This window comes from Pseudomonas sp. MPC6 (assembly GCF_006094435.1).
Classification (GTDB): domain Bacteria; phylum Pseudomonadota; class Gammaproteobacteria; order Pseudomonadales; family Pseudomonadaceae; genus Aquipseudomonas.
This window is the reverse complement of the sequence record NZ_CP034783.1, coordinates 6011462-6037521: the sequence shown is the minus strand read 5'-3', so window position 1 is coordinate 6037521 and position 26060 is coordinate 6011462. Positions and strand designations below refer to the sequence as shown.

General features: G+C 60.4%; 21 protein-coding genes and 3 tRNA genes. 21 read left to right on the top strand and 3 right to left on the bottom strand.

Features of this window, described 5'->3' with window-relative positions; genetic code table 11:
- Positions 1-7 precede the first annotated feature (7 nt).
- The 15 genes from folP (at position 8) to ELQ88_RS30075 (ending at position 13256) form a co-directional block, all read left to right on the top strand.
- Positions 8-859, top strand: a complete 852-nt coding sequence (gene folP / locus ELQ88_RS30145; protein ID WP_138969133.1) for a dihydropteroate synthase — start codon at positions 8-10, stop codon at positions 857-859.
- Between the two features lie 15 nt (positions 860-874).
- Positions 875-2212 carry a phosphoglucosamine mutase gene (gene glmM / locus ELQ88_RS30140; RefSeq protein WP_128871922.1) on the top strand — a complete coding sequence of 446 codons (1338 nt, stop codon included), beginning with the start codon at positions 875-877 and terminating at the stop codon, positions 2210-2212.
- 66 nt (positions 2213-2278) lie between these two features.
- The gene (gene tpiA / locus ELQ88_RS30135) at positions 2279-3034 is read left to right on the top strand and encodes a triose-phosphate isomerase (protein ID WP_138969132.1); all 756 of its coding nucleotides are present in this window, start codon (positions 2279-2281) and stop codon (positions 3032-3034) included.
- 4 nt (positions 3035-3038) lie between these two features.
- Positions 3039-3422, top strand: coding sequence for a preprotein translocase subunit SecG (gene secG, locus ELQ88_RS30130; RefSeq protein WP_017336473.1), 384 nt, complete (start codon positions 3039-3041; stop codon positions 3420-3422).
- A 22-nt stretch (positions 3423-3444) separates the two neighbouring features.
- Positions 3445-3530 (top strand) — tRNA-Leu (locus ELQ88_RS30125).
- A gap of 96 nt (positions 3531-3626) precedes the next feature.
- Positions 3627-3703 (top strand) — tRNA-Met (locus ELQ88_RS30120).
- Positions 3704-3841: 138 nt separating this feature from the next.
- Positions 3842-4300, top strand: a complete 459-nt coding sequence (gene rimP, locus ELQ88_RS30115; protein ID WP_010463487.1) for a ribosome maturation factor RimP — start codon at positions 3842-3844, stop codon at positions 4298-4300.
- A 47-nt stretch (positions 4301-4347) separates the two neighbouring features.
- On the top strand, positions 4348-5829 hold the full coding sequence (gene nusA, locus ELQ88_RS30110) for a transcription termination factor NusA (RefSeq protein WP_008024459.1): 1482 nt from the start codon (positions 4348-4350) through the stop codon (positions 5827-5829).
- Between the two features lie 27 nt (positions 5830-5856).
- Positions 5857-8385 (top strand): translation initiation factor IF-2, encoded by a 2529-nt coding sequence (gene infB / locus ELQ88_RS30105; RefSeq protein ID WP_128871924.1) that lies wholly within the window; start codon positions 5857-5859, stop codon positions 8383-8385.
- A gap of 159 nt (positions 8386-8544) precedes the next feature.
- Positions 8545-8946 (top strand): 30S ribosome-binding factor RbfA, encoded by a 402-nt coding sequence (rbfA, locus tag ELQ88_RS30100; RefSeq protein WP_045060039.1) that lies wholly within the window; start codon positions 8545-8547, stop codon positions 8944-8946.
- Between the two features lie 3 nt (positions 8947-8949).
- On the top strand, positions 8950-9867 hold the full coding sequence (gene truB, locus ELQ88_RS30095) for a tRNA pseudouridine(55) synthase TruB (protein WP_064679784.1): 918 nt from the start codon (positions 8950-8952) through the stop codon (positions 9865-9867).
- 117 nt (positions 9868-9984) lie between these two features.
- Positions 9985-10254: a 30S ribosomal protein S15 gene (gene rpsO / locus ELQ88_RS30090; protein WP_003176135.1), complete on the top strand. Its 270-nt coding sequence runs from the start codon at positions 9985-9987 to the stop codon at positions 10252-10254.
- A gap of 209 nt (positions 10255-10463) precedes the next feature.
- On the top strand, positions 10464-12569 hold the full coding sequence (gene pnp, locus ELQ88_RS30085) for a polyribonucleotide nucleotidyltransferase (protein WP_123365224.1): 2106 nt from the start codon (positions 10464-10466) through the stop codon (positions 12567-12569).
- Between the two features lie 172 nt (positions 12570-12741).
- Positions 12742-12817 (top strand) — tRNA-Thr (locus ELQ88_RS30080).
- Positions 12818-12950: 133 nt separating this feature from the next.
- Positions 12951-13256, top strand: a complete 306-nt coding sequence (locus ELQ88_RS30075; protein ID WP_128871926.1) for a DUF6388 family protein — start codon at positions 12951-12953, stop codon at positions 13254-13256.
- A gap of 118 nt (positions 13257-13374) precedes the next feature.
- Here the strand turns inward: ELQ88_RS30075 and nadC are convergent, their stop codons facing one another.
- Positions 13375-14223, bottom strand: coding sequence for a carboxylating nicotinate-nucleotide diphosphorylase (gene nadC / locus ELQ88_RS30070; protein ID WP_128871927.1), 849 nt, complete (start codon positions 14221-14223; stop codon positions 13375-13377).
- A gap of 232 nt (positions 14224-14455) precedes the next feature.
- Between nadC and ampD the strand changes: the two genes are divergently transcribed.
- The 3 genes from ampD (at position 14456) to ELQ88_RS30050 (ending at position 18207) form a co-directional block, all read left to right on the top strand.
- The gene (gene ampD / locus ELQ88_RS30065) at positions 14456-15016 is read left to right on the top strand and encodes a 1,6-anhydro-N-acetylmuramyl-L-alanine amidase AmpD (RefSeq protein WP_128871928.1); all 561 of its coding nucleotides are present in this window, start codon (positions 14456-14458) and stop codon (positions 15014-15016) included.
- Complete coding sequence (gene ampE, locus ELQ88_RS30060) at positions 15013-15849, top strand: regulatory signaling modulator protein AmpE (RefSeq protein ID WP_128871929.1); 837 nt, start codon at positions 15013-15015, stop codon at positions 15847-15849. The genes ampD and ampE overlap by 4 nt, the downstream gene beginning before the upstream one ends.
- Positions 15850-16176: 327 nt before the next feature.
- Positions 16177-18207, top strand: coding sequence for a methyl-accepting chemotaxis protein (locus ELQ88_RS30050; protein WP_138969131.1), 2031 nt, complete (start codon positions 16177-16179; stop codon positions 18205-18207).
- 132 nt (positions 18208-18339) lie between these two features.
- Here the strand turns inward: ELQ88_RS30050 and ELQ88_RS30045 are convergent, their stop codons facing one another.
- Entirely contained in the window at positions 18340-19116 is a 777-nt protein-coding gene (locus ELQ88_RS30045) for a TatD family hydrolase (RefSeq protein WP_128871931.1), read from the bottom strand.
- 3 nt (positions 19117-19119) lie between these two features.
- Positions 19120-20115 (bottom strand): catabolite repressor/activator, encoded by a 996-nt coding sequence (cra, locus tag ELQ88_RS30040; RefSeq protein WP_128871932.1) that lies wholly within the window; start codon positions 20113-20115, stop codon positions 19120-19122.
- A 299-nt stretch (positions 20116-20414) separates the two neighbouring features.
- Between cra and ptsP the strand changes: the two genes are divergently transcribed.
- Genes ptsP through ELQ88_RS30025 form a run of 3 tightly spaced genes read left to right on the top strand, consistent with a single transcriptional unit; the run spans position 20415 to position 25968 of the window.
- Positions 20415-23276, top strand: coding sequence for a phosphoenolpyruvate--protein phosphotransferase (ptsP, locus tag ELQ88_RS30035; RefSeq protein WP_138969130.1), 2862 nt, complete (start codon positions 20415-20417; stop codon positions 23274-23276).
- Complete coding sequence (gene pfkB, locus ELQ88_RS30030) at positions 23276-24217, top strand: 1-phosphofructokinase (RefSeq protein WP_138969129.1); 942 nt, start codon at positions 23276-23278, stop codon at positions 24215-24217. The genes ptsP and pfkB overlap by 1 nt, the downstream gene beginning before the upstream one ends.
- An 11-nt stretch (positions 24218-24228) precedes the next feature.
- Positions 24229-25968 carry a PTS fructose-like transporter subunit IIB gene (locus ELQ88_RS30025; protein ID WP_138969128.1) on the top strand — a complete coding sequence of 580 codons (1740 nt, stop codon included), beginning with the start codon at positions 24229-24231 and terminating at the stop codon, positions 25966-25968.
- The last annotated feature ends 92 nt before the right edge of the window (positions 25969-26060 follow it).

The following is a 26060-nucleotide window of genomic DNA, read 5'->3' as shown; positions in this document are numbered from 1 at the left end:
GTTTGAAATGACTTCTGTTCAGTCCTCGACCCGGTTGCCTTGCGGCAACCGGGTTCTTGATTTGGCCCTGGCGCATGTCATGGGTATTCTCAATGTCACTCCCGATTCCTTTTCCGATGGTGGCCAATACAGCCAGCTCGATGCGGCCATGCGCCACGCCGAAGCCATGGTGGCCGCCGGCGCGACGCTGATCGATGTCGGTGGCGAATCGACCCGGCCGGGTGCCAGGGCGGTTTCGCCGCTGGAGGAACTCGAGCGTGTAGCGCCCATCGTCGAGCGCATTCATCGCGAGCTGGATGTGATCATCTCGGTTGATACCTCTACCCCGGCCGTCATGCGCGAAACCGCACGGCTTGGGGCAGGGTTGATCAATGACGTGCGTTCGCTGCAACGCGATGGCGCGCTCGATGCGGCCGCGGCCACCGGCTTGCCGGTCTGCCTGATGCATATGCTCGGTGAGCCGGGCGACATGCAGGATAATCCGCAATATCAGGATGTGACCCGGGAAGTGGGCGAGTTTCTTGCCGGGCGCATGGCGCAATGTGCAGCGGCAGGGATTCCCGCCGAGCGGATCATTCTGGATCCGGGTTTCGGTTTCGCCAAAAACCTGCAACACAATCTAAGCTTGTTCAAGCATATGGAAGCCTTGCATGCCTTGGGGCGGCCCCTGCTGGTCGGGGTTTCGCGAAAGAGCATGATAGGTCAGGCCTTGAATCGCCCGGTCGGAGAACGCCTGTATGGCGGTCTGGCGCTCGCGGCGCTGGCCTCATTCAAGGGAGCGCGTATATTGCGCGTCCATGATGTGGCCGAAACAGTCGATGTACTGCGGATGATTGCCGCAGTGGAATCAGCCAAATAAGATGATGGAGCGCTTATGACTAAAAAATACTTTGGTACCGACGGCATTCGTGGTCGCGTCGGCGAATACCCGATCACGCCTGATTTCATGCTCAAGCTCGGTTGGGCTGCGGGTATGGCGTTCCGCAAAATGGGCGCCTGCAAAGTGCTGGTGGGCAAGGACACCCGGATCTCCGGCTACATGTTCGAATCGGCACTCGAGGCCGGACTGACGTCGGCGGGTGCCGACGTGATGCTCCTGGGCCCGATGCCGACACCGGCCATCGCCTATCTGACGCGCACCTTCCATGCCGAAGCAGGCATCGTGATCAGCGCTTCGCACAATCCGCACGACGATAACGGCATCAAGTTTTTCTCCGGAAAGGGCACCAAGCTGCCGGACGAAGTCGAGCATATGATCGAAGAATTGCTCGACACCCCGATGACCGTGGTCGAGTCGAGCAAGATCGGCAAGGTCTCGCGCATCAACGACGCGTCGGGCCGCTACATCGAATTCTGCAAGAGCAGCGTCCCGACCGGCACCAGCTTCGCGGGCCTGAAGATCGTGCTCGACTGCGCTCATGGTGCGACCTACAAGGTGGCGCCGAGTGTGTTCCGTGAGCTGGGTGCCGAAGTCGTCGTGCTTTCTGCCCATCCCAACGGCCTGAACATCAATGACAACTGCGGTTCGACCCATATGGAGCCGCTGCAGGCTGCCGTATTGGCCGAGCACGCCGATTTGGGCATCGCCTTTGATGGTGATGGCGACCGGGTGCAGATGGTTGATCACACCGGTGCTGTCGTCGACGGTGACGAATTGCTGTTCATCATCGCTCGCGATCTGCATGAGCGCGGCAAGTTGCAGGGCGGTGTGGTAGGTACGCTGATGAGTAACCTGGGGCTGGAACTGGCCCTGGCGGACCTGGGCATTCCTTTTGTGCGGGCCAATGTCGGCGACCGTTACGTCATCTCCGAGCTGCAGGAGCGCGATTGGCTGGTGGGTGGTGAAAACTCGGGGCACATTGTCTGCTTCAGCCACACCACCACCGGTGACGCGATCATTGCTGCCCTGCAGGTACTGATGTCGCTGAAGAGGCGCACCGAAGGGCTCGCGCAATCGCGTCAGGCGTTGCGCAAGTGCCCGCAGGTGCTGATCAACGTACGGTTCGGTGGTGGTGCAAGCCCCCTCGATCATCCGGCGGTCAAGGCGGCCAGCGAGCGTGTTACCCAGGCCATGGCCGGGCGCGGGCGGGTGCTGTTGCGCAAGTCCGGGACGGAGCCGTTGGTGCGGGTAATGGTCGAAGGCGAAGACGAAACACAGGTTCGCGGCCACGCCGAAGAGCTGGCAAACCTCGTTACTGAAGTTTCTGCCTGAATTCGGCTTGCCAGCCATGATTGTGTTGGGTAACATCTGCGCCCACTTTGACCGACGAGGTACAGCATGCGTCGCCCTATGGTAGCTGGTAACTGGAAGATGCACGGTACCCGCACCAGCGTCGCTGAGCTGATCGACGGCCTTGGTCGTCTGGACTTGCCGAGCGGTGTTGACGTTGCGGTATTCCCGCCTTGCCTGCATATCAATCAAGTGATTGATGGCTTGAAAGGCCAGCCGATTTCGATCGGCGCGCAGAACTCTGCGGTGGAATCCATGCAAGGCGCATTGACCGGTGAAGTTGCACCGAGTCAGTTGGTGGATGCAGGTTGTTCCCTGGTGCTTGTCGGGCACTCCGAACGCCGCCAGATCATGGGCGAGCAGGACGGAATGCTGATCCGCAAGTTCGCAGCGGCACAGGCATGTGGCTTGATTCCGGTGTTGTGCATAGGGGAAACCCTTGAGCAGCGCGAAGCCGGTAAAACTCTTGAGGTTGTCGGGCGTCAGCTGGACAGCATCATCGAGGAGCTGGGTGTCGGTGTCTTTGCCAGGGCGGTCATCGCTTACGAGCCGGTCTGGGCCATAGGCACCGGGCTGACGGCTTCGCCGCAACAGGCGCAGGATGTGCACGCAGCCATTCGCGCCCAGTTGGCGGCAAAGAATTCTGAGGTCGCACAAGGTGTGCGGCTTCTATACGGCGGCAGCGTGAAGGCGGCCAATGCGGTCGAACTGTTCGGCATGCCGGATATCGATGGGGGGCTCATTGGTGGAGCGTCCCTGAATGCAGATGAGTTCGGTGCGATTATTCGCGCCGCGGGAAACTGAAAAAATGCTGGAAACAGTCGTAGTCGTTTTTCATCTGCTGGGTGCATTGGGCGTAGTTGCTCTGGTTTTGCTGCAGCAGGGTAAAGGTGCGGATGCTGGCGCGTCTTTCGGAGCAGGTGCTTCAAATACTGTGTTCGGAAGCCAAGGTTCCTCTACCTTTCTTAGTAAGTTTACTGCTATACTTGCCGCAGGTTTCTTCATAACCAGCTTAGGGTTAGGTTACTTTGCTAAAGAGAAAGCTCACCAGCTGACTCAAGTAGGTTTGCCAAATCCAGCGGTGTTGGAAGTTCCAAAGCAACAACCGGCTTCTGATGATGTCCCGGTGCTTCAAGAGCAAAAGTCGGCTACTCCAGCGACTGACGTGCCTCCAGCTCAAGAGCAAAAGTAAGAAGGGTTTCAAACGCAGTATTGCCGAGGTGGTGGAATTGGTAGACACGCAACCTTGAGGTGGTTGTGCCCATAGGGTGTAGGGGTTCGAGTCCCCTTCTCGGTACCAATTATCAGAAGAGCCCGCTGTTGCGGGCTTTTTTGTAGGTGGAAGGTTACATTGACCCTGTCAGGGATCGGTCGTATACTTCCGCCCCAGCTTTGTCGCGGGGTGGAGCAGTCTGGTAGCTCGTCGGGCTCATAACCCGAAGGTCGTCGGTTCAAATCCGGCCCCCGCAACCAGTTTCAGGAGCCCCTTTTCAGGGGCTTTTTGTTAGCTGGACACTTTCTACGCCGCTGTTCGACGGCGTTTCAAGGATGGGCGTTTCGCCCATTTTTTTATTTTGCATAGCATGCACATACATGCACGAGGGGGTTCAGGTGTCGAGCAAGCTAGAAGAGTTGCAGGCCTTGTTGGCCCCGGTGGTCGTGGCCCTGGGCTATGAATGCTGGGGTATTGAGTTTTCGGCTCAGGGTCGTCACTCAATGTTGCGCGTTTATATCGATAAAGAAGGCGGCGTGTTGGTGGACGATTGCGCCATCGTCAGCCGTCAGATCAGCGGTGTCCTGGATGTTGAAGATCCGATCGCCGTTGAATACACCCTTGAAGTTTCCTCGCCTGGCATGGAACGCCCGCTGTTCACTATTGAGCAGTTTGCAAAATTTGCCGGTGAACAAGTGAAGATCAAGCTGCGCTCGCCTTTTGAAGGGCGACGCAACTTTCAGGGCCTTCTGCGCGGTGTAGAAGAGCAGGACGTCGTGGTGCAGGTTGAAGACCATGAGTTCCTGTTGCCGATCGATATGATCGACAAGGCCAACATTATTCCCAGTTTTGACTGAGACGCGGATCCCGCGGATCCAATGGCTTGCGAAAGGCGAGGCGTACGATGAGCAAAGAAGTACTGCTGGTTGTTGAGTCGGTATCCAATGAAAAGGGCGTACCGGCAAACGTAATTTTTGAAGCGCTGGAGCTTGCTCTGGCCACTGCCACCAAAAAACGTTTCGAGGACGAAGTCGATCTGCGTGTGGAAATCAATCGCCACACCGGCGCTTACGAGACCTTCCGTCGCTGGACGGTCGTCGAAGAAGCAGACCTGGACGATCCGGCCATCGAAACCTGGCCGAGCAAGGTTGCAGAAACGCATCCGGGCGCCCAAGTTGGTGATGTAGTCGAAGAAAAGATCGAATCCATCGAGTTCGGCCGTATCGCTGCACAGACTGCCAAGCAAGTCATCGTGCAGAAAGTTCGCGAAGCCGAACGCGCTCAAGTCGTTGATGCCTATCGCGAGCGGCTGGGAGAGATCATTTCCGGCACCGTGAAGAAAGTGACCCGCGACAACGTGATCGTCGACCTGGGCAACAATGCTGAAGCGTTGCTGGCCCGTGAAGACATCATCTCTCGCGAAACCTTCCGGGTTGGCGTGCGCCTGCGTGCGCTGCTCAAGGAAATCCGCACCGAGAACCGCGGCCCGCAGCTGATCCTGTCGCGTACCGCGCCGGAAATGCTGATCGAGTTGTTCCGCATCGAAGTGCCGGAAATCGCTGAAGGCCTGATCGAAGTCATGGCGGCGTCCCGGGACCCGGGTTCGCGTGCCAAGATCGCGGTCCGCTCCAAGGACAAACGCATCGACCCGCAAGGCGCTTGCATCGGCATGCGCGGTTCGCGCGTCCAGGCAGTGTCGGGTGAGTTGGGCGGTGAGCGTGTGGATATCGTCCTGTGGGACGATAACCCGGCTCAGTTCGTGATCAATGCAATGTCGCCGGCTGAAGTGGCGGCTATTATCGTTGACGAAGATGCCCATGCCATGGACATCGCCGTTGGCGCAGACAATCTGGCTCAGGCCATCGGTCGCGGAGGTCAGAACGTGCGTCTGGCCAGCCAGTTGACTGGCTGGACCCTGAACGTGATGACCGAATCGGACATCCAGGCTAAGCAGCAAGCAGAAACCGGCGATATCCTGCGCAACTTCATCGACGAGCTGGAAGTCGACGAAGACCTGGCACAGGTGCTGGTAGATGAAGGCTTCACCAGCCTGGAAGAGATTGCCTACGTACCGTTGGAAGAAATGCTCAACATCGACGGCTTTGACGAAGAAACCGTCAACGAGCTTCGTGCTCGTGCCAAGGATCGTTTGTTGACCAAAGCCATCGCTACTGAGGAAAAGCTGGCAGACGCCCATCCGGCCGAAGACCTGCTCTCGCTTGAGGGTATGGACAAGGATTTGGCGATGGAACTGGCGGTGCGCGGCGTAATTACCCGCGAAGACCTGGCCGAGCAGTCTATTGACGATCTGCTCGACATCGACGGCATTGACGATGATCGTGCCGGCAAGTTGATCATGGCCGCCCGAGCCCACTGGTTCGAGTAATTAGGCGCGGCCTGAGGAGAGAAGTGCATGACGCAAGTCACGGTGAAACAACTGGCCGATGAGGTCAAAACACCGGTAGAGCGCCTGTTGCAGCAGATGCGTGAGGCAGGTCTGCCGCACACCGCCGCCGATGAAGGTGTGAGCGATAGTGAGAAGCAGTCTTTGCTGACTCACTTGAAGAGCAGCCACAAGGCGAAAGTGGAAGAACCGCGCAAGATTACATTGCAGCGCAAAACCACCAGCACCCTGCGTGTTGCTGGCAGCAAAAGCATCAGCGTTGAAGTACGCAAGAAGAAAGTCTTCGTACAGCGCAGCCCGGAAGAAATCGAAGCCGAGCGCAAACGCGAACTGGAAGAACGTCGCGCAGTAGAAAATGCTGCACGCCAGAAGGCTGAAGAAGAAGCCAAGCGTCGCGCCGAAGAAGAAGCGCGTCGCCAGCCTGCTGCTGCGCAAACCGCTACTGGCAACGCCGCTGCAGCACCTGCTGCAGTTGCCGAACCTGTACGCGAAAGCGCGCCGGTTGTAGCCGCTGCTCCAGCGCCTTCTGCTGACGTTCGCAACAAGCAGAACGAACAGCGCCGTCCGGACAAACCACGCGCCGACGATAACAATCGTCGTGGCAGTGGCGATGGCGAGCGCAAAAACGCTCCGCATCGTGCTTCGGTCAAGGAAAAAGCGCCTGCTCCACGCGTTGCCCCACGTACTACCGACGAAGAAAGCGACAGCTTCCGTCGTGGTGGTCGCGGCAAGGCCAAGCTGAAGAAACGCAACGCTCACGGTTTCCAGAGCCCTACCGGCCCTGTCGTGCGTGATGTGCAGATCGGCGAGACCATCACTGTTGGCGATCTCGCCAATCAGATGTCGGTCAAGGCTGCTGAAATCATCAAGTTCATGTTCAAACTGGGTACTCCAGCGACCATCAACCAGGTGCTCGATCAGGAAACTGCTCAGCTGGTAGCCGAAGAACTGGGCCACAAAGTGACCCTGGTCAGCGACACCGCCCTGGAAGATTCCCTGGCCGAGTCCTTGAAGTTTGAAGGTGAGACGTTCTCCCGTGCGCCAGTTGTGACCGTAATGGGCCACGTTGACCATGGTAAGACTTCGCTGCTCGACTACATCCGTCGTGCCAAGGTAGCTGCTGGCGAAGCCGGCGGTATCACCCAGCACATCGGTGCGTACCACGTTGAAACCGAGCGCGGCATGGTCACCTTCCTCGACACCCCTGGTCACGCCGCGTTTACCGCAATGCGTGCCCGTGGTGCCAAGGCGACCGACATCGTGATCCTGGTAGTTGCAGCGGACGACGGCGTGATGCCGCAGACCATTGAAGCTGTCCAGCACGCCAAGGCCGCTGGTGTTCCACTGGTTGTTGCAGTGAACAAAATCGACAAGCCGGGCGCTGATCTCGATCGCATCCGCAGCGAACTGTCGGTTCACGGCGTGACTTCCGAAGAGTGGGGCGGTGATACGCCGTTCGTTTCCGTCTCGGCGAAAGTCGGTACTGGCGTAGACGATCTGCTCGAAGCGGTCCTGCTGCAAGCTGAAGTACTCGAACTGAAAGCAACCCCATCGGCCCCAGGTCGCGGTGTTGTGGTTGAGTCGCGTCTCGACAAGGGTCGTGGCCCGGTTGCAACCGTTCTGGTTCAAGACGGTACCCTGCGCCAAGGCGACATGGTCCTGGTCGGTTCGAACTACGGCCGTGTACGTGCCATGCTCGACGAGAACGGTAAGCCAATCAAGGAAGCCGGTCCTTCCATCCCTGTCGAGATCCTCGGCCTGGACGGTACCCCGGACGCTGGCGACGAGATGAGCGTGCTGTCGGACGAGAAGAAAGCCCGTGAAGTGGCTCTGTTCCGTCAAGGCAAGTTCCGCGAAGTCAAGCTGGCTCGTGCTCACGCCGGCAAGCTGGAAAACATCTTCGAGAACATGGGTCAGGCAGAGAAGAAGACGCTTAACATCGTCCTCAAATCCGACGTCCGTGGTTCCCTCGAAGCGTTGAACGGCGCCTTGAACGGCCTGGGTAACGACGAAGTGCAAGTGCGTGTTGTCGGTGGCGGTGTCGGTGGTATCACCGAGTCCGACGCCAACCTGGCACTGGCCTCCAATGCTGTACTGTTCGGCTTCAACGTGCGTGCCGATGCTGGCGCTCGCAAGATCGTCGAGCAGGAAGGTCTGGATATGCGTTACTACAACGTGATCTACGACATCATCGAAGACGTCAAGAAAGCCCTCACCGGTATGCTGGGCAGCGATGTTCGCGAGAATATCCTGGGTACTGCTGAAGTGCGTGACGTGTTCCGTTCGCCGAAGTTTGGCGCGATCGCCGGTTGCATGGTTATCGAAGGTGTTGTTCACCGTAACCGTCCAATCCGTGTACTGCGTGAAGACATCGTTATCTTCGAAGGCGAGCTGGAATCCCTGCGCCGCTTCAAGGATGACGCTTCCGAAGTACGTGCCGGCATGGAATGCGGTATCGGCGTGAAGAGCTACAACGACGTCAAAGTCGGTGACAAGATCGAAGTCTTCGAGAAGGTTCAGGTTGCTCGCAGCCTCTAACTCGCGCACTTCAAGAGCCGTGATGGCCCGCCGCGTTCAACTGCGCGGCGCATCAGTCGGACTCTAAACGCAACGCCCGGTCTGGCTTCTGTCAGGCCGGGCGTTTGCCGCTTTCAGACCACACGGGTTTCACCGTGAGGCAGTAACAGGTAACAAGACATGGCAAAAGAATACAGCCGTACCCAACGTATCGGCGATCAGATGCAGCGTGAGCTGGCACAGCTGATCCGTCGTGAAGTCAAAGACCCGCGCGTCGGCCTGGTCACCATTACCGCTGTTGAAGTCAGCCGTGACGTCGGTCACGCCAAGATTTTCATCACCGTGATGGGCCAGGACAACGCCGAAGACATCGCGCAAAGCATCAAGGTGCTCAACTCCGCCGCCGGTTTCCTGCGCATGCAGTTGGCCCGCGAAATGAAGTTGCGCAGCGTTCCGCAGTTGCACTTCCACTACGACGAAAGCGTCGTGCGTGGCGCGCACCTGTCGGCCCTGATCGAGCGTGCGGTGGCTGAAGACAGTCAGCGCCCGGTAGCCGCTGAACCCGAAGACGCCAAGGAGTAATCGGTGGCTCAGGTCAAACGCATCCGTCGTAACGTCAGTGGCATCATTCTGCTCGACAAACCGCTGGGGTTTACCTCCAACGCCGCGTTGCAGAAGGTTCGCTGGCTGCTGAACGCCGAGAAGGCCGGGCATACCGGCAGTCTCGATCCGCTGGCCACCGGCGTGTTGCCGTTGTGCTTCGGCGAGGCTACAAAGTTCTCGCAGTACCTGCTCGATTCCGACAAAGCCTATGAAACCCTGGCGCAGCTGGGCAAGACCACCACCACGGCCGATGCCGAAGGTGAAGTTTTGCTGGAGCGGCCGGTGACCGTTGGTCGCGCCGATGTCGAAGCGGTGTTGCCCGGTTTTCGTGGGCAAATCAGTCAGATACCGCCGATGTACTCGGCGCTCAAGCGTGATGGCCAGCCGCTGTACAAGCTGGCCCGTGCAGGCGAAGTAGTGGAGCGCGAACCGCGTTCTGTTACTATTGCGCGCTTGGAATTGCTGGCCTTTGAAGGTGATACTGCGCGGCTGGCGGTGGATTGCAGCAAAGGCACCTATATCCGCACCCTGGTGGAGGATATCGGTGAGCAACTCGGTTGTGGCGCTTACGTTGCTGAATTGCGACGTACCCAGGCCGGGCCTTTCACCCTGGCGCAGACGGTCACCCTGGAAGAGCTGGAAGCGGTACATGCCGAAGGCGGCAACGAAGCGGTCGATCGCTTCCTGATGCCATCGGACAGCGGCCTGCTGGATTGGCCACTGTTGCAGTTCTCGGAGCACAGCTCGTTCTACTGGCTTAACGGCCAGCCGGTACGCGCCCCGGATGCACCGAAGTTCGGCATGGTACGGGTACAGGATCACAACGGTCGCTTCATCGGTATCGGTGAAGTGAGCGAAGACGGGCGCATCGCGCCGCGTCGACTGATTCGGTCAGAATGACCGGACGAGGGTGGCTGTCAACAGGCACGGTCACTACTCATTTTTAGATACAGGGATTTGTCCCTGGCCTGTTGAAACTGTTTTTCTGAAACAGTTTCCTGATAAAAGGATTGCCTCATGGCTCTCGACGTTCAAGAAAAAGCTCAAATCGTAGCTGACTACCAGCAAGCTGTTGGTGACACTGGTTCGCCAGAAGTGCAAGTTGCACTGCTGACCCACAACATCAACAAACTGCAAGGTCACTTCAAGGCCAACGGTAAAGATCACCACTCCCGTCGTGGTCTGATCCGCATGGTAAACCAGCGTCGTAAGCTGCTGGACTACCTGAAAGGCAAGGATCTGGGCCGTTACCAGGCTCTGATCGGTCGCCTGGGTCTGCGTCGCTAATAAGCGATTGCGCTAGAGGTTGGTTGTCTGTCGTTCGTCAGCGGGTTTCCCGCTGGCGCATGGCAGGCTCCCAGCCTCAAGTTTTATCTGGACACCTGCTTTACCTGAACGCAGCACCTGGACAATGACAGTCGGGCCGATTCCCGGCGTTGCCCAAGAATTTCGCAAGAAGACAAGTTCCCCAAGAGCCACAAAGAAGGTAGGACACCGTGAACCCGGTAATCAAAAAATTCCAGTTCGGTCAGTCGACCGTTACCCTCGAGACTGGCCGTATCGCCCGTCAGGCCTCCGGCGCAGTATTGGTCACCGTTGACGACGACGTCAGCGTGTTGGTGACTGTGGTCGGCGCCAAGCAAGCCGATCCAGGCAAGGGCTTCTTCCCCCTGTCCGTTCACTACCAGGAAAAGACTTACGCTGCCGGTAAGATCCCTGGCGGTTTCTTCAAGCGCGAAGGCCGTCCTTCCGAGAAAGAAACCCTGACTTCCCGACTGATCGACCGTCCGATCCGTCCGCTGTTCCCAGAAGGCTTCATGAACGAAGTGCAGGTTGTCTGCACCGTCGTGTCCACCAGCAAGAAGACCGATCCGGACATCGCTGCGATGATCGGTACCTCGGCTGCACTGGCCATCTCCGGCATTCCTTTCGATGGCCCGATCGGCGCTGCCCGTGTTGCCTTCCACGAAAGCACCGGCTACCTGTTGAACCCGACTTACGAACAACAGAAAGCTTCGAGCCTGGACATGGTCGTTGCCGGTACGTCGGAAGCCGTGTTGATGGTTGAATCGGAAGCCAAAGAGCTGACCGAAGACCAGATGCTGGGCGCGGTACTGTTTGCTCACGACGAGTTCCAGGTGGTGATCAACGCCGTTAAAGAACTGGCCGCTGAAGCTGCCAAGCCAACCTGGACCTGGGCTCCTGCGCCTGAAGCCACCGCTCTGCTGGGCGCTATCCGTGCCGAGTTCGGCGACGCGATCTCCCAGGCTTACACCATCACCATCAAGGCCGACCGTTACGCTCGCCTGGGTGAGTTGAAAGACCAGGTGGTTGCCAAGCTGTCCGGTGAAGAAGGCCAGCCTTCTTCCAGCGAAGTGAAAGCTGCCTTCGGCGAAATCGAATACCGCACCGTTCGCGAAAACATCGTAAACGGCAAGCCACGTATCGACGGCCGCGACACCAAGACCGTACGTCCGTTGAACATCGAAGTCGGTGTTCTGCCAAAGACCCACGGTTCGGCACTGTTCACCCGTGGCGAAACCCAGGCCCTGGTAGTCGCGACGCTGGGCACCGCCCGTGACGCACAGCTGCTGGATACCCTGGAAGGCGAGAAAAAAGACCCGTTCATGCTGCACTACAACTTCCCTCCGTTCTCGGTAGGTGAATGTGGTCGCATGGGTGGCGCCGGTCGTCGCGAAATCGGTCACGGCCGTCTGGCCCGTCGTTCGATTGCAGCCATGCTGCCTGCTGCCGACGTGTTCCCGTACACCATCCGTGTGGTGTCGGAAATCACCGAGTCCAACGGTTCGAGCTCCATGGCTTCGGTCTGCGGCGCTTCCCTGGCCCTGATGGACGCTGGCGTTCCGATGAAGGCACCGGTTGCCGGTATCGCCATGGGTCTGGTTAAAGAAGGCGAGAAGTTCGCCGTCCTGACCGACATCCTGGGTGACGAAGACCACCTGGGCGACATGGACTTCAAAGTAGCGGGTACCGCCAAAGGTGTTACCGCGCTGCAGATGGACATCAAGATCAAGGGCATCACCGAAGAGATCATGGAAATCGCTCTGGGCCAAGCCCTGGAAGCGCGCCTGAACATCCTCGGTCAGATGAACCAGATCATTGGTCAGTCCCGCACCGAACTGTCGGAAAATGCTCCGACCATGATCGCGATGAAAATCGACACCGACAAAATCCGTGATGTCATCGGTAAAGGCGGCGCGACCATTCGTGCGATCTGTGAAGAGACCAAGGCTTCGATCGACATCGAAGACGACGGCTCGATCAAGATCTTCGGCGAAACCAAGGAAGCGGCTGAAGCAGCACGTCAGCGCGTTCTGGGCATCACCGCTGAAGCCGAGATCGGCAAGATCTACGTCGGCAAGGTTGAGCGCATCGTCGACTTCGGCGCATTCGTCAACATCCTGCCTGGCAAGGACGGTCTGGTTCACATCTCGATGCTGAGCGACGCTCGCGTTGAGAAAGTGACCGACATCCTCAAAGAAGGCCAGGAAGTGGAAGTACTGGTACTGGACGTGGACAACCGCGGCCGTATCAAGCTGTCCATCAAAGACGTGGCAGCGGCCAAGGCTTCGGGCGTTTAATCACGCCCAACGCCTGACCGTTCCAACGTTGTAGAAATGCCCCGCAGTGAAAGCTGCGGGGCATTTTTTTTTGCTCTGTACAGAAAGATCAAAAGATCGCAGCCTGCGATCTTTTGCTTTTACGGTAAGCGAAGTTGCCTGACTCCATGGTCAGTGCTAGGTTTAGCCCACCGCCCGTGTAGCTCAGCCGGTAGAGCAGCGCACTCGTAACGCGAAGGTCGCAGGTTCGATTCCTGTCTCGGGCACCAGCGACACTTTGTTTTCAGATGATCCCGAATGGTTCTGAAGGCCAGATAAACCGGGTTTGCGCGGTTTTTTGCGTCAGAGAGATCCTTGATGATCCAGATCCATCTTCCATTCCCCAAGATCAGAGAGAACGACATGACCGTTAAAGAATTGACTCAAGAAGCCCGGCACGAAGAAGCGCTGAAGAAATACTTGCTGGAATCCCCCCAGCTCGCTGAAGAGATCAAGGACTTGCCCGCCGATGATCAGAAAGACCAGATCCAGTGGGCGTTCGAGGATGAGGCGGAATCCCAGGGCTTGCAGCCTTGGGAGCTGACGCTCAAGTACACCTCGAGCCCTGAAGAGTTCGAGGCGGCGCGCCTGGTGCTGCACAAGGAGGCGGCCGAGGTATTGGGCGTCGAGTGGGAAGAGTACTGCGAGATGAATAATCTGGTGGTCTGACCCCTGTAGGAGCTGGCTTGCCAGCGAAGGCGTCCTTTCAGTCGATAACGATGTCGACTGATCCACCGCTTTCGCTGGCAAGCCAGCTCCTACAGTTATTCATTTCACAGTCGTGTGATCAAAGGCTCAAGCGCATCGACAGATCGACAGCCTTCACATCCTTGGTCATCGCGCCGATCGAAATGTAATCCACCCCGGTCTGCGCAATCGGCAGCAGCGTACTTTCGTTGATCCCGCCGCTGGCCTCCAGCTTCGCCTTGCCGCCGTTCAGGCGCACCGCTTCGCGCATGTCATCCAGGCTCAACTCATCGAGCATGATGATGTCGGCACCGGCCGCCAGCGCTTCTTTGAGCTCATCCAGGCTTTCCACTTCGATCTCCACCGGTTTGCCCGGGGCAATCTTGTGCGCGGCGTTGATGGCCTCGGGAATGCCACCGCAGGCGGCGATATGGTTTTCCTTGATCAGGAAGGCGTCATACAGGCCAATGCGGTGATTATGGCAACCGCCGCAGGTCACGGCGTACTTCTGGGCCAGGCGCAGCCCGGGCAGGGTCTTGCGGGTGTCCAGCAGTTTCACTTGAGTCTGGGCCACGAAATCCGCCAGGTCCTGCGCACGGGTAGCAACCCCCGACAGCAATTGCAGGAAGTTCAACGCGCTGCGTTCGCCGGTCAGCAGCGAGCGTGCCGGGCCCTCGAGGTGGAACAGCACCTGATTGGGTTTCACCCGTTCGCCATCGTTCACTTGCCAATGCACGGCAACCCGCGGGTCCAGTTGCCGGAAAACCGCGTCGACCCATGCGGTGCCGGCGATGACGGCGGCGTCGCGAGTGATGATAGTGGCTTTGGCCAGACGTTCGGCCGGGATCAGCTGTGCGGTGATGTCGCCGCTGCCGATGTCTTCGCGCAACGCACGGCGCACGTTGGCTTCGATTTCGGCGGTCAGATCGGCGAGACGTAGATTCGGCATAACAGACTCCACAAACAAAGTGGTTCGATTATAGGGCCATGGCGGGGAGCAACCCAAGGCATCAGCGTCTTTCCCATCACTCTGGGACCTGCATCCGGTCGATTCGCCGTTCGAGCGACCCTGGCGTCGGTGATCGGCACCCTGCAACGGCTCAATCGCGGCAAGTGATCGCGCCCGGAGGGTCTATCGCGGCATACTGGGCGCCAACACAGTCGTCGTTGAAGGAATCTGTATGCAGTTGGACCCCGCGAGCGGTTGGTGTCAGGGCGTGAATGTATGCCCATCGCCCAACTTCAATGCGCGCCCCCCGGGCGAAATTTCCCTGCTGGTGATCCACAACATCAGCCTGCCGCCGGCACAGTTCGCCACCGGCAAGGTGCAGGAATTTTTCCAGAATCGTCTGGATGTCACGGAGCATCCCTACTTTGCAGGAATCGCCGACCTGCGCGTGTCGGCGCACTTCCTGATCGAACGTGATGGCACTGTCACTCAGTTTGTCTCGTGTCTCGAGCGCGCCTGGCACGCCGGCGTCTCGAGTTTTGAAGGTCGGGAAACCTGTAACGATTTTTCCGTGGGCATCGAGCTCGAAGGCACGGATGATCTGCCGTTCACCGATGCGCAGTATGAGGCGTTGACGGCCCTGACCCGGCAGCTGCAAAGCACCTTCACAGCCATCACCGCGCAACGCATCTGCGGGCATAGCGACATCGCCCCTGGCCGCAAAACCGATCCGGGGCCAGCGTTCGACTGGGCACGCTATCGCGCCGCTCTGGAAAAAGAGGAACAACAATGAGTTTTCTGGTGTTGCTGTTGGCGGTCTGGATAGAGAAGTTCTCGGCCCTGCGCCATCGGGTCCAGCGTGATGGCGGTTGGGTGCGCGAACTGCACAAGCTTGAGGCCAGTGCACGTCTGGTCAATCGGCCATGGCTGATCCTGCTGGTGCTGGTGTTGTTGCCCGTGGCGCTGCTGGGCTTGCTGTTGCTGGTGCTGGAACCGGTGGCCTACGGTCTGCTGGCGTTGCCCGTGCATTTGCTGGTGGTGATTTACAGCCTGGGCCGCGGTGATCTGCTGGCCGGTCTCGGCCCGTTTCGCGATGCCTGGCGTCGGGAAGACCTGCAGGCCGCCGCCCACGTGGCGCAACGTGACCTGGGAATCTGCGCCGACAGCGCCGACCAGTTGCTGGAGCGGGTCCAGGGGCATCTGTTGTGGGAGGCTTACCAGAGCTTCTTTGCGGTGATTTTCTGGTATTTCCTGCTGGGGCCGGTCGCCGCGCTGAGCTATCGACTGCTGGCGCTGGCCGAAGAACACGGGCAGAACCCGGCCGTGGTCGAGCGCGCGGCACAACTGCGTCACGCGTTCGATTGGGTGCCGGTGCGGTTGCTGGCGGCGAGTTTTGCCTTGGTCGGCAACTTTGTCGCGGTCGGCCGGGTGATGTTGCACGAGCTGCTGAACTGGAACATCAGCGCCGCCCGGTTGATCGAGAAGGTCGGACTGGTGGCGGGTGAAATTCCGGCACCGGTGGTCGGCCCGGATGGCATCAACAGCCTCGACCGGATCTGGGAACTGCTGCTGCGCGCGGCAGTGCTCTGGTATGCGGGTTTTGCGCTGTGGACCGTGTTGCCATAGCGTTGTAGGAGCGAGCTTGCTCGCGATGGGCTCAAGTGCGCCGCGTTTACCCAGTAAACAAGCGTTATCGTTAACGACCATCGCGAGCAAGCTCGCTCCTACAGTAGGCCGCATACGCTTAACTGAACATCATTGGGGCAAGCCTCCCCTCACCCGAGAGGTCTCAGTCGTCCAAAGACATCACCTGCCCGATGAACAGGCCCCGCCGTTAACCTTAAGTTACAAAACCTCCCGCCGATTTAAGTTATACAGAGACAGCGTCGAATAGTGGCCATCTGCTCTCGATCCGTGCCTGAATAAAAATAAGAAATCCAAGGGAGACTATCCGTGAAGAGCTTGCTCTATCCCGCCGTCGCGTTGATGAACCGCCTGAGTTTCGGGATGAAGTTCAGTCTGATCAGCGTGCTGTTCCTCGTGCCGATGCTGGTGACCAACTTCTATCTGGTACGCGATTCCTATCGCGAATTCCAGGGCACCCGGGTCGAACTGCAAAGCCTCGACCTGCTGGGCAGCAGCCTGACCTTGCGGCGCGACCTGGAGACCCTGAACAACCTGGTACAGATCAACGTCACGCTCGGTCAATCCGGCAAGGCCAGCAATGTCGAGGGCAAAATCAATGCCTTGGAGCAAAGCGTCCTCGCGCGTATGCAAGGGTTGGCGGCGATGGCGACCGATCCGGAGCAAATCAGCGTATTCGACGCCAAGCGCGATGAAATGATTGCTGCGTTCAAGGCCCAGCAGGCGGAAACCTCGATGCAAAGCAAAAGTGCGCTGATCGGCAAGTTGCTGGGCAATGCGCAAATCTTCAGCCAGATCATCGCCAGTCAGGCCGGGCTCAGCCGCGACAACCAAAGCGACATGCGACAGCTGAGCGAACTCATCACCCACGTCACACCCCTCATCACCCAGACCCTGGGCGATGGTCGAGCCATGGGTGCTTACTCCCTGGGGCAGGGTTTTCTCAATTCATCCTCGAGCACCCGTTTCGACGAGCTACTGGCACAGATCGAAAAACTGCACGCCGAATACGGGTTGAAGTTGCAAGATGCGCTGGGTTCAAGCAACGCGGCACAGCAAACCCTGGCCGGCCAGGCGGAGAGCAGTAAAGCGTCGCTGAAAAAAGCCATCGAGCTGTTCGAAGAGCAGGTGGTGATGGCCGACACCCTCGATGCGCCATGGCAGGCCTTTTACGATCAGGTCACGGGCCTGATGGATCAGACCTATCAACTCAACGAAGCCTCCCTGACGTTTCTGGGCACTCAATTGCAGCAGCGGCTGGATCAGAACCGCACTCACATGGTGTTGCAGGCTGTGGCGTTGTCGGTGGTGTTCGTGTTGATTTTTTACCTTTACGGCGGCTTCTACGCGTCGACCCGCACCACGCTCAAACACCTGGGCGCGATGATGGACAAGGTGGCGGCCGGTGACATGACGGTGACCTTCAATGCCAACAGTCGCGATGAACTGGGCGAGTTGGGCGAGGTGTTCAACGGCACCGTGAAGAAAATCCATGACTTGATCGAGCGGGTGGGGCAGACCGTCGGCGAGGTCGAGCGCCAGGCCGGGCAGGTCGAAAACGTCTCCACCCAGAGTAGCCAGGCAGTCGCAGGGCAGCGTTCGCAGATCGAGCAGGTCGCCACGGCGATGAACCAGATGTCGGCGACCTCTCTGGAGGTGGCGCGCAGTGCCGCTGCGGCGGTCAGCAGCGCCCACAGCGTCAACGACGAGACCATCAGCGGTCGCGGGCTCGTGGAGTCCCAACAGGGCAGCATCGCGGCACTGGCCAACGAAATCGATCAGTCGGTGCGGGTGATCAATCAACTGGCCAGCGACAGCCAGTCCATCAGTCGCGTCCTGGAAGTGATCAAGAGCATCGCCGAGCAAACCAATTTGCTGGCCCTCAACGCCGCCATCGAAGCCGCCCGGGCCGGTGAGCAGGGCCGGGGTTTTGCGGTGGTGGCGGATGAGGTCCGGACCCTGGCCAAGCGTACTCAGCAATCGACCGAAGAAATCGAGCAGATGATCGCCAGGCTGCACAGCGGTGTCGGCGCTGCGGTGAAGGCCATGGGCGCCAGCCATCAGATGGCCGGCGGCACCGTAGGGCAGTCGGAAAAGGTCCAGCAGGCGCTGGAAAACATTCTCGGTGCCGTCGGCATGATCGTTGACCAGAACCAGCAGATCGCAGCCGCAGTGGAGCAGCAAACCGCCGTGGCTCACGACATCGACCAGAACATCGTCGAGATCAACCGCGCCGGCGAGCGGACCGCCGAAGGTGCGAGCCGGACCGAGGATGCCAGTCGTGCGTTGTCGGCTCAGGTGGTGGAGCTCAAGCAGCTGATCAGCGCGTTCCGGGTGTAGTGCCACACACCGCGAGTAAATGTGGGAGCGGGCTTGCTCGCGAAGGCTGACTGATATTCAACATCTATGTCGACTGTCATGCCGCTTTCGCGAGCAAGCCCGCTCCCACAAGGGATTGTGTGCACAACTGAGTTACCAGTTGAACAACTCACAGGCATTGGCGGTGCTCGCAGCCGCCAGTTGTTCGGGGCTGACCGCCATGATCCCCGCCAGCGCCTCGCAGATCGCCGGCAAATGCGCGGGGCTGTTGCGTTGCCCGGGAAACATCGCGGGCGCCATGTCCGGTGAGTCGGTTTCCAGTACCACCGAATCCAGCGGCAGTTCGGCAAGGACCCGGTGCATGCGCAGTGCCTGTGGCCAGGTCGCGGCGCCACCGAGACCGAGTTTGAAACCGAGCTTGATGTACTCGCGGGCCTCTTCCTTGCTGCCAGCGAAAGCGTGGATGATCCCCGCGCGTTGCAACTTGAACCGTTTGAGCGTGGCAATCACCGCCGCGTGGCTGCGCCGGACATGGATCAGCGCGGGCAGATTGAAGTCATTTGCCAGCCCAAGCTGCGCCTCGAACAACCCCTGCTGACGTTCGCGATCGAGGGTCTCGATGAAGTAATCCAGGCCGATCTCGCCCACTGCACACACCTGTCGATGACCGGCCAACCGCGTCAGCCAGTCGCCGAGTGTTTTCAGGTCTTCAGGGCGATGGTCATCCAGATACACCGGGTGCAAACCGAACGCCGCATGCAGGTCGGGATCGCTTTGCACCAGCGCCCAGACCCGCTGCCAGTTGCCCTGATACACGCCCAGCACCACCATCCGCCGCACCCCCAGGGCGCGGCTTTCGGCCAGCAGCGCCTGGCGGTCCTCGTCGAAGTCCGGGAAATCCAGATGAGTGTGGCTGTCGATCAGCTCCACGATTCAGTCCTGGCGAATGCGCTGCTTGAAGGTCCGCGCGATGGCCTGCACGCCGGGTTGGTAGTCGGACTGCTCGATGGCGGCCAGCGCCAGCGCCAGGGCCTTGTCGGCAATCAGTTGATGCTGTTGGGCCATGGCATTGACCGGCAATGGCAGGAAGTCCAGCAACTGCGTGTCGCCAAAGGTGCCGAGGCGCAGCGGGCGGGATTTCAGCGGGAAATCGTGCAAGGCATCGAACACGCCCTGCAGCAGCACATAGGACGTGGTCACCAGCGCATCCGGTAAATGGCCCAGGCGCTGGAGCAATTCGTCCATCAACTGTTTGCCGCACTCGCGGCTGAACGATTCGCCGTGTTCGATCAGGATGTCGCCGTCAAACCCGGCCAACGCCTGTTTGAAACCGGCCGCACGCTCCTGGCTGATGCTCAGTTCCGGGCGGGCGCCGATCAGCGCGATCTGCTTGGGCAACGGCTCAAGCAGACTGCGCGTGAGCTGCAGGCTGGCCTCGCGGTCATCGCTGATCACCGAGCAGAAATGCTCAGGCTCCATCACCCGGTCGATGGCGATGATCGGAATGCCCTTGGCTTGCAACTGACGGTAACTGTCATCACCGGCCGGCAGGCAGCTGGCGACGATCAGTGCATCGCAGCGTCGGGCGCGGAACAGTTGCAGCAACTGCCGTTCGCTGTCCGGCGCATCGTCGGAGCTGGCGATCAACAATTGATAGCCGCGCGCCCGGGCGCCTTGTTCCAGCAGTTTGGCGATCCGCGCGTAACTGGGGTTTTCCAGGTCCGGCAGAATGAAGCCCAGGGTGCGGGTGTGCCGACTGCGCAGTCCGGCGGCCTGGGGGTTGGGCGTGAAGCCATGTTGTTCGACGACCGCGCGCACGCGTTCGACGGTGGCACTGCTGATGCGTTGCTGTTCGGCCTTGCCATTGATGACATAACTGGCGGTGGTAACGGACACACCGGCCAACTGTGCAATATCACTGAGTTTCAACCCGGGATTTCCTTGTTTTTTCGAGCGTGCCGCGACATTTTCGCCAATCCTACCCGATTCAGGCAGGCGACCCTTGTCTCAACGCATCCGACAAGTTGGGCTTCAAGGATGAGACATTATCGAGTAACGTGCCAATCAATCTAGATTAAACGTTTCAGCAGGCGTATTTTCTACGTTTAAGGCGCATTTGTCCGGTTCTGCCGCGAAACTGCCAAATGGCTTCTGAAAAGCTCGTACCCAGCGCCTAAGCTGAACATTCACAACAATACCTGGTGCCCAGGCACCAAAAAGGAGAAAGCATGCTCGAGCTCACCATAGAGCAGATTTCCATGGGCCAATCGGCTGTGGACAAGTCCACGGCGTTGAACCTGCTGGCCCGGCACCTGGTCGCCGATGGCCTGGTGGCCGAGGGGTATCTCGCCGGCTTGCAGGCGCGCGAAGCCCAGGGCTCGACCTTTCTCGGTCAAGGTATTGCGATCCCCCACGGTACTCCGGAAACCCGCGACCAGGTGTTTTCCACCGGGGTGCGGCTCATGCAGTTTCCCGAGGGCGTGGATTGGGGCGACGGTCAGATCGTCTACCTGGCGATCGGTATTGCGGCCAAATCCGACGAACACCTGCGCCTGCTGCAACTGCTGACCCGAGCGCTTGGCGAGACCGACCTGGGCCAGGCCCTGCGCCGCGCCAGTTCCGCCGAAGCCTTGCTGAAGCTGCTGCAAGGCGCGCCGCAGGAGCTGGCGCTGGATGCACAGATGATCGGCCTCGGTGTGTCTGCCGATGATTTCGAAGAGCTGGTCTGGCGCGGTGCGCGTTTATTGCGTCAGGCCGACTGCGTGAGCAACGGTTTCTCCGCGGTGCTGCAGCAGGTCGAAGCGTTGCCGCTGGGCGACGGCCTGTGGTGGTTGCACAGTGAGCAAACGGTCAAGCGTCCGGGCCTGGCCTTCGTCACCCCGGACAAGCCGATGCGTTATCTCGGCCAGCCATTGAGCGGTCTGTTCTGCCTGGCCAGCCTTGGTGAAGCCCATCAGGCGTTGCTGGAGCGGCTGTGTGCATTGTTGATCGAAGGTCGTGGCCATGAGTTGGGTCGCGCCACCAGCAGCCGCAAGGTCCTCGAAGTACTCGGTGGCGAACTGCCGGCGGACTGGCCGAGCGCGCGTATCGCCCTGGCCAATGCCCACGGACTGCATGCGCGTCCGGCAAAAATCCTCGCGCAACTGGCGAAAAGTTTCGAAGGCGAAATTCGTGTGCGCATCGTCGATGGCCAGGACAGCGCGGTGTCGGTGAAGAGCTTGAGCAAGCTGCTCAGCCTCGGCGCCCGGCGCGGTCAGGTGCTGGAGTTTGTCGCCGAACCGAGCATCGCCGCCGATGCCTTGCCAGCCTTGATGGCCGCCATCGAAGAAGGCCTCGGTGAAGAAGTCGAGCCGCTGCCAGCCGTGAGCCAACAGCGCGAAGTGATCGCCGATGTGGCCGAGGTAATCCTTGCGCCAGCGTCCGGCAGTCTGGTTCAGGCCATCGCCGCCGCACCGGGCATCGCGATTGGCCCGGCGCACATTCAAGTGCTGCAAGCCATTGAATACCCGCTGCGCGGTGAGTCCGCCGCCATCGAGCGCGAGCGTCTCCAGCAGGCGCTGGCGCAGGTGCGTCGCGACATCGAAGGACTGATCGAGCGCAGCAAATCCAAGGCGATTCGCGAGATCTTCATCACCCACCAGGAAATGCTCGACGACCCGGAATTGACCGATGAAGTCGCCACCCGCCTCAAGCAAGGGGAAAGCGCCGAAGCGGCGTGGATGGCGGTGATTGAAGCGGCTGCCAAACAGCAGGAGTCGTTGCAGGACGCCTTGCTCGCCGAACGTGCCGCCGACTTGCGCGATATCGGTCGGCGGGTGCTGGCGCAACTCTGTGGTGTCGAAACCCCGAGCGAGCCCGAGCAGCCGTACATTCTGGTGATGGATGAAGTCGGCCCGTCGGACGTTGCCCGTCTCGACCCGACTCGCGTCGCCGGCATTCTCACTGCCCGTGGCGGTGCCACCGCTCACAGCGCCATCGTCGCCCGGGCCCTGGGTATTCCAGCGTTGGTGGGCGCGGGTGCGGCGGTATTGCTGCTGGCGCCGGGCACGCCGTTGCTGCTCGATGGCCAACGCGGTCGCCTGCACGTGGACGCCGACGCGGCCACCTTGCAGCGCGCCACCGAAGAACGTGACACCCGCGAGCAACGCCTCAAGGCCGCCGCCGAACAACGCCATCAACCGGCATTGACCACCGACGGCCACGCCGTGGAAGTGTTCGCCAACATCGGCGAAAGCGCCGGCGTCACCAGCGCGGTGGAGCAGGGCGCCGAAGGCATTGGCCTGCTGCGCACCGAACTGATTTTCATGGCCCACTCGCAAGCGCCGGACGAGGCCACCCAGGAAGTCGAATACCGTCGCGTGCTCGATGGCCTGGCCGGTCGGCCGCTGGTGGTGCGCACCCTCGATGTCGGTGGCGACAAACCGCTGCCGTATTGGCCGATCGCCAAAGAGGAAAACCCGTTCCTCGGTGTGCGCGGCATTCGCCTGACCCTGCAACGCCCGCACATCATGGAGGCGCAATTGCGCGCCTTGCTCCGTGCGGCGGATAACCGTCCGCTGCGCATCATGTTTCCCATGGTCGGTAGCGTCGATGAGTGGCGTCAGGCCCGGGACATGACCGAACGCCTGCGCCTGGAAATCCCCGTGGCCGATCTGCAATTGGGGATCATGATCGAAGTGCCGTCGGCGGCTTTGCTGGCGCCGGTACTGGCCAAGGAAGTCGACTTCTTCAGCGTCGGCACCAACGACCTGACCCAATACACCCTGGCCATCGACCGCGGCCATCCAACCTTGTCGGCCCAGGCTGACGGCTTGCACCCGGCGGTGCTGCAACTGATCGACATCACCGTGCGGGCGGCTCATGCCCATGGCAAGTGGGTCGGCGTGTGCGGCGAGTTGGCGGCCGACCCGCTGGCGGTGCCGGTGCTGGTCGGATTGGGGGTGGATGAGCTCAGCGTGTCGGGCCGCAGCATTGCCGAGGTCAAGGCGCGCATCCGCGAACTCAGCCTGGCCCAGACTCAAACCCTTGTCCAACAGGCCCTGGCCGTGGGCAGCGCGAATGAAGTGCGCGCATTAGTGGAGGCCCTGTAATGGCCAAGATCTTGACCCTGACCCTTAATCCGGCACTGGACCTCACCGTCCAGTTGCCGCGCCTGGACCCCGGACAGGTCAACCGCAGCGACGAGATGCACACCCACGCCGCCGGCAAAGGGGTGAACGTGGCGCAGGTGCTGGCGGACCTTGGGCATCAGCTCACGGTCAGCGGTTTTCTCGGCGAAGATAATCCCCAGGCGTTCGAAGCACTGTTCGCCAAGCGCGGTTTTATCGACGCGTTCATTCGCGTCCCCGGCGAAACGCGCAGCAACATCAAACTGGCGGAAAGCGATGGACGCATTACCGACATCAATGGTCCCGGACCCCTGGTCAGTGAAGCGGCGCAGCAGGCGTTGCTCGATCGCCTGGAGCAACTGGCGCCCGGTCATGATGCGGTCGTCGTTGCCGGCAGTCTGCCCCAAGGCATCAGCCCCGAATGGCTGCAGGCGTTGATTGTGCGGTTGAAGAGCCTCGGGCTGAACGTGGCGCTGGACTCCAGCGGTGCAGCCTTGCGTGCCGGGCTCAAGGCCGCGCCGTGGCTGATCAAGCCCAACACCGAAGAGCTGGCCGACGTGCTCGGTTGCGAGGTGGTTTCGGTCACTGCCCAGGCCGAGGCCGCGAGCCGCTTGCACGCTCAAGGCATCGAACACGTGGTGATTTCCCACGGTGCCGACGGGGTGAACTGGTTCAGTGTCGGTTCGGCCTTGCATGCCACGCCGCCCAAGGTCAGCGTCGCCAGCACCGTGGGTGCGGGCGATTCGCTACTGGCCGGCATGCTTCACGGTCTGCTCAGCGCCGACACGCCTGAACAGACCCTGCGCACCGCCACGGCGATTGCCGCGATGGCGGTCACCCAGATCGGTTTCGGCATCGGCGACGTCGCGCAATTGGCGCGGCTCGAACAGGGTGTGCGCATACGCCCCCTGACAGAACAATAAGAGGGTTAGTCATGAAGTTAGCCATTGTTACGGCCTGCCCGAACGGCATGGTCACCAGTGTGCTGTGCGCGCGGTTGCTCGATGCCGCAGCCCAGCGTCAGGGCTGGAGCACCAGCGTCGAAGTCACCGATGCCGCGCATCCGGAGCGTCAATTGTCGGCGGCCACGATCGAAGCCGCCGAGTGGGTACTGTTGGTGACCAGCGCACCGGTGGACCTGTCGCGATTCGTCGGCAAGCGGGTGTTCCAGAGCACGCCGGCCCAGGCCCTGCAAGATGTCGAAGCGGTGCTGCGCCGGGGTGCTGAAGAAGCCCGGGTATACGTCGCCCCGCAAACGGTCACCGAGCCTGCGGCTGTGATCAAAAACGCCCCGCGGCTGGTCGCAGTGACCGCCTGCCCGACCGGCGTCGCCCACACCTTCATGGCTGCCGAAGCCTTGCAGCAGGCAGCCAAGCGCCTGGGTTACGACCTGCAAGTGGAAACCCAGGGCTCGGTCGGCGCGCGCAATCCGTTGAGCGCCGCCGCCATTGCCGATGCCGATGTGGTGTTGCTGGCGGCGGACATCGAAGTCGCCACCGAGCGGTTCGCCGGCAAGAAGATTTACCGGTGCGGCACCGGCATTGCGCTCAAGCAAGCCGAAGCGACGCTGAACAAGGCGCTGGCTGAAGGCACGCAGGAAACGGCTGCCACCGGCGGCAAAGGCCCGGCCAAGCAAGAGAAGACCGGCGTCTATAAACACCTGCTGACCGGGGTGTCGTTCATGCTGCCGATGGTGGTGGCGGGCGGCCTGATGATTGCCTTGTCGTTCGTGTTCGGCATCACCGCGTTCAAGGAGGAGGGCACGCTCGCGGCCGCCCTGATGCAGATCGGGGGCGAGACCGCGTTCAAGCTGATGGTGCCATTGCTGGCGGGTTACATCGCCTACTCGATCGCCGACCGTCCGGGCCTGGCACCGGGGATGATCGGCGGTCTGCTGGCCAGCACCCTGGGCGCCGGTTTCATCGGCGGGATCATTGCCGGCTTCATCGCCGGTTATGCGGCGCAGGCGATCAATCGCTACGCGCGCTTGCCGCAAAGTCTCGAAGCGCTGAAGCCGATCCTGATCATCCCGTTGCTGGCGAGCCTGTTCACCGGCCTGGTGATGATCTACGTGGTCGGCAAACCGGTGGCCGGGATGCTCACCGGACTCACGCACTTCCTCGACAGCATGGGCACCACCAACGCGATCCTGCTCGGTGTGTTGCTCGGCGGCATGATGTGCGTCGACCTCGGCGGACCGATCAACAAAGCCGCTTATGCCTTCTCGGTGGGACTGCTGGCGTCGCAGAGTTATGCACCGATGGCCGCGACCATGGCCGCCGGCATGGTGCCGCCGATCGGTCTCGGTATCGCCACCTTCATCGCCCGGCGCAAGTTCGCCCAGACTGAACGCGAGGCCGGTAAAGCGGCGTTGGTGCTGGGGCTGTGCTTTATCTCCGAAGGCGCGATTCCGTTTGCCGCGAAAGACCCGTTGCGGGTGATCCCGGCGAGCATTGCCGGTGGTGCGCTGACCGGCGCCTTGTCGATGTACTTCGGCTGCAAACTGATGGCGCCCCACGGCGGGTTGTTCGTGCTGGCGATTCCGAATGCGATCAATCATGCCATGTTGTATCTGCTGGCGATTGTGGCCGGGAGTCTGCTGACGGCGGTGGCGTATGCGCTGCTCAAGCGGCCGGAAGTGGTGGAGATGGCCATAGAACCCGTCAACGCCTGACACCCCCTGCAGGGGGGCTTCGGCGAACATGAAATCGGTGAACGACGCCGATACAGTGTAGGAGCTGGCTTGCCAGCGAAAGCGGTGTGTCA

Excerpts from the sequence above, each read along its gene's own strand:
- folP (WP_138969133.1), top strand. The coding sequence starts at position 8 with ATGACTTCTGTTCAGTCCTCGACCCGGTTGCCTTGCGGCAACCGGGTT.
- ELQ88_RS30025 (WP_138969128.1), top strand. The coding sequence starts at position 24,229 with ATGAAGTTAGCCATTGTTACGGCCTGCCCGAACGGCATGGTCACCAGT.
- rpsO (WP_003176135.1), top strand. The coding sequence starts at position 9,985 with ATGGCTCTCGACGTTCAAGAAAAAGCTCAAATCGTAGCTGACTACCAG.
- infB (WP_128871924.1), top strand. The coding sequence starts at position 5,857 with ATGACGCAAGTCACGGTGAAACAACTGGCCGATGAGGTCAAAACACCG.
- nusA (WP_008024459.1), top strand. The coding sequence starts at position 4,348 with ATGAGCAAAGAAGTACTGCTGGTTGTTGAGTCGGTATCCAATGAAAAG.
- tpiA (WP_138969132.1), top strand. The coding sequence starts at position 2,279 with ATGCGTCGCCCTATGGTAGCTGGTAACTGGAAGATGCACGGTACCCGC.
- glmM (WP_128871922.1), top strand. The coding sequence starts at position 875 with ATGACTAAAAAATACTTTGGTACCGACGGCATTCGTGGTCGCGTCGGC.
- ELQ88_RS30075 (WP_128871926.1), top strand. The coding sequence starts at position 12,951 with ATGACCGTTAAAGAATTGACTCAAGAAGCCCGGCACGAAGAAGCGCTG.
- secG (WP_017336473.1), top strand. The coding sequence starts at position 3,039 with ATGCTGGAAACAGTCGTAGTCGTTTTTCATCTGCTGGGTGCATTGGGC.
- rbfA (WP_045060039.1), top strand. The coding sequence starts at position 8,545 with ATGGCAAAAGAATACAGCCGTACCCAACGTATCGGCGATCAGATGCAG.
- ptsP (WP_138969130.1), top strand. The coding sequence starts at position 20,415 with ATGCTCGAGCTCACCATAGAGCAGATTTCCATGGGCCAATCGGCTGTG.
- pfkB (WP_138969129.1), top strand. The coding sequence starts at position 23,276 with ATGGCCAAGATCTTGACCCTGACCCTTAATCCGGCACTGGACCTCACC.
- nadC (WP_128871927.1), bottom strand. The coding sequence starts at position 14,223 with ATGCCGAATCTACGTCTCGCCGATCTGACCGCCGAAATCGAAGCCAAC.
- ampD (WP_128871928.1), top strand. The coding sequence starts at position 14,456 with ATGCAGTTGGACCCCGCGAGCGGTTGGTGTCAGGGCGTGAATGTATGC.
- ampE (WP_128871929.1), top strand. The coding sequence starts at position 15,013 with ATGAGTTTTCTGGTGTTGCTGTTGGCGGTCTGGATAGAGAAGTTCTCG.